We start from the raw sequence: 8436 nt of genomic DNA, 5'->3' as shown, positions 1-8436 counted from the left end.
ATCCTGCTGCGCGTCGGCGACGAGCTGCACGCCCTCGACGCCGACGGGACCGTCCTGGGCTCGACGGCCGGTCCGCGAGCACGGCGCCGGTCGCCGGGCAGCCGGGCGGCGCAAGCCCGTCCGGCTCGCCGACCACCTCGCCGAACGGGTCGTCCGGCCCGGCCGGGACGGCGAAGCCGATCGGCGGGGAGCTCGGCCGCTACAGCGGCATCAACCTGTCGGCCGAGTACAAGCTGAGCCTGACCGACGATCCGACGCACCCCAGGAAGGACTCCGGCGACTTCACCTTCTGGGACCTCGGCAACGGCATGACGGGGGCCAGGTTCTCCGTCCTCGACCCGGGCGGGGCCGGGTCCTACGAGGCGTGCCGGGACAACACCCGCTACACCGACCGCCTCGACGGGAACTACATGGTCAAGGGCAAGATGATCTGCGTCTACACCGACTCCGGCTTCGTCGGGCTCGTGCGGATCACCGGGACCGGCGACAAGCCGACCGACTACCTCACGCTCGACCTGACCGTGTGGCAGGGCGTCCCACCGACCCCGGGCGAATGACCCTCAGGCGCTGGACGGAGCCTTGCGCGCGGCGGCCGGACGGCGCGCGCGGGCGCGTGCTGTGGCCGTGATGCCCCAGGCGGTGAGGAGTGCGAGGAGGACGAGACCGGTCCCGGCCGTGGTCTCCTGCCAGGTGACCGACAGGCCCGCCCTGGTGCCGGCGCGGCTCGTCGGCGGTCCCGGCGACAGGACGAAGCGGACCGGGACGTGCTCGCCGGGCCGGGGCCCGTCCCGCCGGTAGAAGTCGCCGGGACAGCCGCCGACCTTGACGACCCGCCTCGTCCCCGCGTCGTCCCAGCTCACCAGGCAGTGCCGCTGCTCGCTCCGGGTTCCCTGGCCCGTCGTCCACGCCCGGACGAGCTCGCCCCGCACGTCCCGCCCCTCATACTTCAGGTAGAGCGGCGAAGCGGCCCCGCTCGCCCCCGCCAGGACGAGCAGGATCGGCAGGAGGGCGAGCCACGCCTGGACGTGACCCCGGCTCGCGACGAACCCGCAGGCGAACACGGTGAGGACGAACAGCCCGCCGGCGAAGAGCACCAGCGTCCAGGCGGCCGTCAGGGTCATCGCGTACATGCCGAGCGGGACGAGCAGCAGAGGGATGGCCCACAGCAGCGCCCACGCGCCGACCACCTCGGGCAGCTCCATCCGGCGCTTGTGCGGCTGCCCGCTCTTCACCACCTCGTCCTGCACGCGGCGGACGCGGCGCTTGGCGGCGGCCGCGTTCGCCTCGTCCTCCGGACACGCCGGGCGGTGACCGGCCGCGGTGTGCAGAGCCAGGACGCTGTCCACCAGCGGCGCGCCGTCCCGCTCGGACGCCACCTGCTCCAGCGCCCACCGCGATCCGAACCCGTACTCCAGCAGCTTCGCCCGCTCGCGCTCGCTGAGCCGCGCCAGCTTCCGGCGCACCGATCGGGGGGTGGGGCCGGACATCGCCGTCCTTCGTCCAGGGGAGGGGGTGGACGACGATATGCCCGGACTCTAGTCCGCCGCCAGGTTCGTCCCGTTCCGGCCGCGCCAGGCGGGGGTGGTCGCCCCGGTGTCGGTCGGCCGGCCGATCAGCCGGGACAGCACGATGGCGGTCTTGGTCGCGGTGATGTTCGGCTCGCGGCGCAGCCGTTCGAGAGCCTGCTCAAGGTGCTGGATGTCGCGGGACCGGACGTGCACGAGGGCGCTGGCGTCGCCGCTGACGGTGTAGGCCGCGACGACCTCCGGATGCTTGTGGACGCTGTCGTAGATCTCCTCCGGGGCGGTCGCGCCCGTGCAGAACACCTCGATGAACGCCTCGGTCGTCCAGCCGAGGGCGGCCGGGTCGACCACGGCGGCGAAGCCGGTGATCACCCGCTCCGCGCGGAGCCGGTCGACGCGGCGCTTCACCGCGGGGGCCGACAGCCCGATCCGGTCGCCGATCTGCGCGTAGGAGGCGCGGCCGTTCTCCAGGAGCTGCGCAACGATTCGGCGGTCCAAGTCGTCAAGACGCAACAAATATCTCCCCCCGAGACCTCAATCGGCACTGTGTGTTGGTAGATCCCGAACATACGCTGGTCGAAGGGTCCGCGCACAACCTTCGCGCGAGGACTCCACCCCCCATCCGGCACCGGCCGCCGCCGGTGCGGCCACCGATCCCGGCGACGAGGCCGGGCCGACCATGGGTGAAGGAGCGTTCGTGACCCGATCCGAGCAGCTGCGGGCCTTGTCCGACGAGCACAGCGCGCACAACTACCACCCGCTCCCGATCGTCATCGCCGAGGCCGAGGGAGCCTGGGTCACCGACGTCGACGGACGGCGCTACCTGGACATGCTCGCCGCGTACTCCGCGGTCAACTTCGGCCACCGCAACCCGCGCCTGACCGCCGCGGCCCAGCGCCAGCTGGAGCGCGTCACCCTGGTCAGCCGGGCGTTCGACCACGACCAGTTCGGCCCGTTCGTCACCGAGCTCGCCGAGCTGTGCGGCAAGGACATGGTGCTGCCGATGAACAGCGGCGCCGAGGCGGTCGAGACGGCGCTGAAGACCGCGCGCAAGTGGGGGTACGAGGTCAAGGGCGTCCCGGCCGGGCGCGCCGAGATCATCACCTTCGACGGCAACTTCCACGGCCGCACGACCACGATCGTCAGCTTCTCCACCGACCCCGACGCGCGCGGCTCCTACGGCCCGTTCACGCCCGGGTTCAAGGTCGTGCCGTACGGCGACGCGGACGCGCTGCGCGAGGCGATGAACGCCAACACGGTCGGCGTGCTGGTCGAGCCGATCCAGGGCGAGGCCGGGGTCGTCGTGCCGCCGAGCGGGTTCCTCACCGCCGTCCGCGAGCTGTGCACCGAGCACAACGTGCTGATGATGGCGGACGAGATCCAGTCCGGCCTCGGCCGGGCCGGCACGACGTTCGCGGTCCAGGACGAGGGCGTCGTCCCGGACGTCTACATCCTCGGCAAGGCCCTCGGCGGCGGCATCATGCCGGTGTCGGCGGTCGTCGCCGACAGCGACGTGCTGGGCGTCTTCAAGCCCGGCCAGCACGGCTCCACCTTCGGCGGCAACCCGCTGGCCTGCGCGATCGCCCGGGAGGTGATCGCCATGCTGAAGACCGGGGAGTTCCAGGAGCGCTCCCGCGAGCTGGGCGCGCACATGCACGCGCGGCTCGCCAAGATGCCGTCCGACCGGGTCCGCGAGGTGCGCGGCCGCGGCCTGTGGGCCGGGATCGAGCTGAACGGCCCGGCGCGCCCGGTCAGCGAGCGGCTGAAGGAGCTCGGCGTCCTCGCCAAGGAGACGCACGAGACCACCATCCGGCTCGCCCCGCCGCTGACGATCAGCCGCGAGGACCTGGACTGGGCGCTCGACCAGTTCGAGGCCGCGCTGAAGGACTGAGCCACCGGCACCCGGGGCCGCGGCACGGGAGGCCGCCGCCGGACGTACGACGTCCGGCGGCGGCCTCCTGGCGTCCCCGGGTTCCGGGCTCCCGGCGGCCGGTCGCCTGGGCCCGGCGCGGCGACGGCCCGTCCGGGCGGTGAGACGACCATCACGTTCCCGCGATCGGGAACCGCGCTGACAGATCAGTCTTCCCGGATTAGTCTGAGTGGACTAATCCAGATCAACCAAAGACGGCTGATGTCCCGAAAACTGACCCCACTGGCGCTCGCCGTGCTGCGCATGCTGTGCGACGGGCCGATGCATCCGTACGAGATGCAGCAGCGCATCCGCTGGCACGCCTACGACCACGCGGTCAAGGTGACGCACGGCTCGCTGTACCACACCGTCGACCGGCTGGCCTCGTCCGGCCTGATCGAGCCCGTGGAGACCAACCGGGAGGGCCGCCGGCCCGAACGGACCGTGTACGCGGTCACGCCGTCCGGCCGGGACGCCGCGTGCGACCGGCTGGCCGACCTGCTCGCCGCGCCGAGCGAGGAGTTCCCGCTGTTCGGCGCGGCGCTCGCGTTCGTCGGCCTGCTGCCCGAACACGAGGTCGCCCGGCACCTGCGCAGCCGCGTGATCGTGCTGGAGGCGCTGGTCGCCGGGCACCAGGCGTCCTTCGACTCGCTGCGCAAGCGCGGCCTCGCCCGGCACAAGCTGCTGGACCTGGAGCTCAGCATCACCCGGCACCGGGCCGAGCTGGACTTCGCCCAGGCCCTGGTGGACGACCTCGACGCGGGCCGCCTCACCTTCGAGGACGACGAGGACTCGCCCTGCGCGCAGCGCCCCCCCTACGACAGCGTGCCCGGCCACGGGGCACACGCAGAGGAGAACGAATGAGCAAGTGGCGCGGAAACCCCTGGGCGGTGCTTCTGACGCTGTCCCTCGGGTTCTTCATGACGCTGCTCGATCTGACGATCGTCAACGTCGCCATCCCGAGCATGATCGACAAGCTGCACGCCTCGCTGGACGAGGTGCTGTGGGTCACCAACGCCTACATCCTGGTGCTGGCCGTCCTGCTCATCACCGCCGGCCGGCTCGGCGACCTGTGGGGCAAGAAGAACCTGTTCATCGCCGGGGTCGTGCTGTTCACCCTGGCCAGCCTCGCGTGCGGGATCGCGCAGGACCCGACCCAGCTGATCGCCGCCCGCGCGGTGCAGGGGCTCGGCGCGGCGCTGCTGATGCCGCAGACCATGTCGATCATCATCGCGACGTTCCCGCCGGAGAAGCGCGGCGCGGCGCTCGGTGTGTGGGGCGCGGTGGCGGGCGTCTCCACGATCGCCGGCCCGACCGTCGGCGGCATGCTGGTCACCAGCTTCGACTGGCGGTGGATCTTCTTCGTCAACCTGCCGATCGGCATCCTGGTGCTGTCCATGGCGGTGCCGATCCTGCCCGCCCACATCCCGGGCGTGCGGCACAAGTTCGACTTCCTCGGCGTCGTGCTCGCGACGGTCGCGCTGTTCTGCCTGGTGTTCGCGCTCACCGAGGGCCAGAAGTACGACTGGAACGCCTGGATCTGGACGCTGATCGGCTCGGCGGCCGTGCTGTTCGTGGTCTTCCTCTTCCAGCAGAAGGCCCGGCAGGACCGTGAGCCGCTGGTGCCGTTCGGGCTGTTCAAGGACCGCAACTTCACGATCCTGGCGTTCGTCGGCGCGGCCGTCTCGGTCGGCATGGTCGGCATGTTCCTGCCGATGAACATCTACCTGCAGTCGGTGCTCGGGTTCAGCGCCCTGAAGGCGGGCCTGGTCATGGCGCCGTCCTCGGTCGTGTCGATGTTCCTCGCGCCGATCGCGGGCAAGCTCACCGACAAGATCGGCGGCCGGTTCATCCTGATGGGCGGCCTGCTGCTGTACGGCGTCGGCATGCTCTGGATGGTCGCCGTCGCGGGCACCGACACGGGCTGGACCGCGTTCCTCGGCCCGCTGGTCGTCTCCGGGATCGGCGTCGGCGGCGTGTTCGCGCCGATGGCGACCGAGGCGACCCGCAACGTCCCGCCGCGCCTGGCCGGGGCCGCGTCCGGCGTGAGCAACACGATCCGCCAGATCGGCTCGGTGGTCGGCTCGGCGGCGGTCGGCGCGATCCTGCAGAACCAGCTCGCCTCGTCCCTCCGGAACGAGGCGGTGGCACGCTCCAAGGGGCTGCCGCAGCCGTACCACGACAAGTTCGTGGCGGGGTTCTCGCAGGCGGCCAAGGGCGGCCTGGAGGTCGGCGCGTCCCAGCACTCCGGCCAGAAGCTCCCCCCGGGCACCCCGCAGAACGTGGCGCACCAGCTCCAGGCCCTGTCGGGGCAGGTGTTCGGGCACGGCTTCGTGCACGCCATGCGGCCCACCATGCTGCTGCCGGTGGCCGTGATCATGGTCGGCGCGTTCGCCTGCCTCGGTGTGAAGGGCTACCGGGCGGCCGGACGCTCCGACGCGCCGCAGCCCCAGCCGGAGCCCGCCACGCACTGACCCGCCGGACGGCGGCGACGGCGAGCGGCCGGCCGACCCACCTGAACGGCTGAACGGCCGGCCCGCTGAACGGCGAGAAGCCCGGCACGACGAACGCGTCGTGCCGGGCTTCTCGTTGCCTCGTCCGTTCCTCGCGTGCCGGTGAGCCGGCCCTAGCGGGCGATGCGGCGGTAGCGGCCGTCGTGGAAGATCAGCGGCTCGGCGTCGGGGTTCGGGACGTCCAGCGACAGGACCTCGCCGATCACGATGCTGTGGTCCCCCGCCGGGTGGACGGCGTGGGTGCGGCACTCGACGGCGGCGAGCGCCTCGGACAGGACGGCCGCGCCGGTCACCGCGCCGCGGTGGACGCGGTAGCCGTCGAGCTGACCGGCGATCGGACGGCCCCGGGTGGCCAGGTGCTCCGACGCCGCGCGCAGGCCGTCCGGCAGCACCGAGACCGCCCAGGTCCCGGCGGCGAGGACGGTGTCGTGGAAGCGGGCCGTCCGCTCGGCGCAGAACATGACCAGCAGGGGGTCGAGAGACACGGAGGTGAAGGCGTTGACCGTCATCGCGTGGTCCACGCCGTCGTCGACGGTGGTCACGACCGCCACGCCGGTGGCGAACCGCCCCACCACCCGGCGGAACAGCCGGGCGTCGGGCGCGGTGCCGAGGGCGCGGGCCTCGGGGCTGGGGGGCTCGGTGCTCACAACGCCCTCACACTACCCGCGGGTATCGCCGCCGCCTCCGCCGAGTCGCCCGCCGGTGAGCCACTCCCCCGAAGGGCGCCGCGTCGGCACCACGGCGATCGCGACCAGCGCGGTCACCAGGCCGCCGACGATGTAGACGTATCCCGCGGTCGTGCCGGGGATGACCAGATCGCCCTCGGGCTGCTTGGACGACATGACGAACGTCACGATCATCCACGCGGCGGCGGGGATCACCGCGCCCAGCTTCGTCCGCATGCCGTAGCCGGCGCCGAAGACCAGCGCGAACAGCACGGCGCACAGCAGCAGCGACGGGAGCGGGAACGAGCCGACCGTCCAGTCCTGGTGGAACGCGCCGAACACGCCGTACGCGAACCCGAGCAGGGCCAGCACCCCGTAGCCCGCACCGGAGACCACGGCCTCCAGCCTGGGGTCCGGGTCCGCCGCCGGGGCCGCCTCAGGACTCGCCTCCGGGGCCGCCTCAGGACTCGCCTCCGGGCTCGAATCCGGGGCGGGTGCGGGCGCGGCGGGGGGCGGCGGCGCGGGCTCGTCCGTGCGCCGCGTGGGAGCGTCGTCCTCGTTCACCCGGACAGCCTAGCCAGGGCCGCGCTCAGGACAGCCCGGCGAACAGGTCGGTCTCGCGGCCGCCCGCCGCGACCGGGCCGCGCTCGCCTTCCAGCAGGACGAAGTACTCGGTGCCGAACGCCTGCTGGCCGAGGTTGTTCGACAGGGCGAAGAACGGCCCGGTCTCGGACGGCGCGACGGTGATCTGGGTGCGGTGCGCGCGCAGCGCCGCCAGCTTGGCCGGAAGGTAGGGGCGGGCGTCCACGACCGTGGTGATCAGGTCGTCCGGGACGCCGGAGCCGAGCTCGTCCAGGGTCGCGACGCGCGGGAACGGCAGCCGCGCCTCCCGCATCACCGCGATCGCCCGGACCAGCACGGTGCGCGGCGTCGCGTACGCGTACAGCTTCGCGACCCGCCACGGCTCCCGGCCACCGCCCGCGAAGGACGGGTCGGCGGCCAGCTCGAAGGCCCGGCGGGTGACGCGGTGCGCCTGGATGTGGTCGGGGTGGCCGTAGTTGCCGCGGTCGTCGTAGCTGACGACCACCTGCGGCCGGACCTCCCGGACGATTTCGGCGAGCTCCCCGGCGGCCTCGTCCGGATCGGCGCGCCAGAAGCAGCGCGGGTGGTCGTTGGTGGCGGCGCCCATCATGCCCGAGTCGCGCCAGCGGCCCGGACCGCCGAGGAACCGGTGGTCGGCGACGCCGAGGGCCGCGCAGGCGGCGGCGAGCTCGGCGATCCGGAACTCGCCGAGCCGGTCCTCCTTGTCGGCGGCCAGGTGGCGCAGCTCGTCCGGGATGACCTCGCCCTCCTCGCCGAGCGTGCAGGTGACGAGCGTGACGTGGGCGCCCTCGGCCGCGTACTTGGCCATGGTCGCGCCCGTCCCGATGGACTCGTCATCGGGGTGGGCGTGCACGAACAGGATGCGCGGCTCCTTCATGACCGATGAGCCTACTAACGCGCGGGACCGTTCTCGGCTGCCACCCGGCCGCCCGGGGTGCGCGAATCGTCACGCTCCGGACGTGACCGTCGTCACGTCCGGAGACCTGTCACGTCCGAGGGGGGCGTGGGCGGGGTGCGGGTCGGCGTCGCGGGTCAGGTGCCGTCGCCGCCGCCACCGCCGCCGGTTCCTCCGCCACCGCCACCGGTGCCACCGCCGCCGGTACCGCCGCCGCCTCCGCCGGTACCGCCGCCACCGCCTCCGGTGCCGCCGCCACCGCCGCCACCGCCGCCGCCACCGCCGGGCGGGCTGGTCGGGGGCTGGGTGTGGGTCGGCCTGCCGGTCG

At 73.0% G+C, this 8436-nt stretch carries 9 protein-coding genes and 1 pseudogene; 4 read left to right on the top strand and 6 right to left on the bottom strand.

Translation table 11 applies throughout. The features are described from left to right. Positions 1 to 557, top strand: a pseudogene (locus AB0J52_RS18070) (serine/threonine protein kinase); the annotation flags it as partial. Positions 558 to 560: 3 nt separating this feature from the next. On the opposite strand, the gene AB0J52_RS18065 reads toward AB0J52_RS18070, so the two are convergent. Together AB0J52_RS18065 and AB0J52_RS18060 are read right to left on the bottom strand one after the other, a co-directional pair. Continuing rightward, the gene (locus AB0J52_RS18065; RefSeq protein WP_500182735.1) at positions 561 to 1487 is read right to left on the bottom strand and encodes a hypothetical protein; all 927 of its coding nucleotides are present in this window, start codon (positions 1485 to 1487) and stop codon (positions 561 to 563) included. Positions 1488 to 1535: 48 nt separating this feature from the next. Continuing rightward, positions 1536 to 2036 carry an Lrp/AsnC family transcriptional regulator gene (locus AB0J52_RS18060; protein ID WP_500182734.1) on the bottom strand — a complete coding sequence of 167 codons (501 nt, stop codon included), beginning with the start codon at positions 2034 to 2036 and terminating at the stop codon, positions 1536 to 1538. A 166-nt stretch (positions 2037 to 2202) separates the two neighbouring features. Here AB0J52_RS18060 and rocD point away from each other — a divergent pair, with 166 nt between their 5' ends. The 3 genes from rocD (at position 2203) to AB0J52_RS18045 (ending at position 5906) form a co-directional block, all read left to right on the top strand. Then, on the top strand, positions 2203 to 3414 hold the full coding sequence (rocD, locus tag AB0J52_RS18055) for an ornithine--oxo-acid transaminase (RefSeq protein WP_500182733.1): 1212 nt from the start codon (positions 2203 to 2205) through the stop codon (positions 3412 to 3414). Between the two features lie 240 nt (positions 3415 to 3654). Then, the gene (locus AB0J52_RS18050) at positions 3655 to 4296 is read left to right on the top strand and encodes a PadR family transcriptional regulator (RefSeq protein WP_500182732.1); all 642 of its coding nucleotides are present in this window, start codon (positions 3655 to 3657) and stop codon (positions 4294 to 4296) included. Then, positions 4293 to 5906, top strand: a complete 1614-nt coding sequence (locus tag AB0J52_RS18045) for a DHA2 family efflux MFS transporter permease subunit (protein WP_500182731.1) — start codon at positions 4293 to 4295, stop codon at positions 5904 to 5906. Before AB0J52_RS18050 ends, AB0J52_RS18045 begins: the two co-directional genes overlap by 4 nt. A gap of 152 nt (positions 5907 to 6058) precedes the next feature. Here AB0J52_RS18045 and AB0J52_RS18040 read toward each other — a convergent pair whose 3' ends face one another. The 4 genes from AB0J52_RS18040 to AB0J52_RS18025 form a co-directional block, all read right to left on the bottom strand. Next, the gene (locus AB0J52_RS18040) at positions 6059 to 6592 is read right to left on the bottom strand and encodes a flavin reductase family protein (protein WP_500182730.1); all 534 of its coding nucleotides are present in this window, start codon (positions 6590 to 6592) and stop codon (positions 6059 to 6061) included. A gap of 12 nt (positions 6593 to 6604) precedes the next feature. Beyond that, a complete protein-coding gene (locus AB0J52_RS18035) occupies positions 6605 to 7174 on the bottom strand; it encodes a DUF6113 family protein (protein ID WP_500182729.1) in 570 nt (189 codons plus the stop codon). A gap of 25 nt (positions 7175 to 7199) precedes the next feature. Beyond that, entirely contained in the window at positions 7200 to 8090 is an 891-nt protein-coding gene (mshB, locus tag AB0J52_RS18030) for an N-acetyl-1-D-myo-inositol-2-amino-2-deoxy-alpha-D-glucopyranoside deacetylase (protein WP_500182728.1), read from the bottom strand. 155 nt (positions 8091 to 8245) lie between these two features. Next, the coding region (locus AB0J52_RS18025; protein ID WP_500182727.1) for a hypothetical protein at positions 8246 to 8436 on the bottom strand (191 nt) is incomplete at its 5' end.

The organism is Spirillospora sp. NPDC049652 (assembly GCF_040675125.1).
Lineage (GTDB): Bacteria > Actinomycetota > Actinomycetes > Streptosporangiales > Streptosporangiaceae > Spirillospora.
This window is presented reverse-complemented; position numbering and strand designations above follow the sequence as displayed.

Excerpts from the sequence above, each read along its gene's own strand:
- AB0J52_RS18065 (WP_500182735.1), bottom strand. The coding sequence starts at position 1,487 with ATGTCCGGCCCCACCCCCCGATCGGTGCGCCGGAAGCTGGCGCGGCTC.
- rocD (WP_500182733.1), top strand. The coding sequence starts at position 2,203 with ATGGGTGAAGGAGCGTTCGTGACCCGATCCGAGCAGCTGCGGGCCTTG.
- AB0J52_RS18050 (WP_500182732.1), top strand. The coding sequence starts at position 3,655 with ATGTCCCGAAAACTGACCCCACTGGCGCTCGCCGTGCTGCGCATGCTG.
- AB0J52_RS18045 (WP_500182731.1), top strand. The coding sequence starts at position 4,293 with ATGAGCAAGTGGCGCGGAAACCCCTGGGCGGTGCTTCTGACGCTGTCC.
- mshB (WP_500182728.1), bottom strand. The coding sequence starts at position 8,090 with ATGAAGGAGCCGCGCATCCTGTTCGTGCACGCCCACCCCGATGACGAG.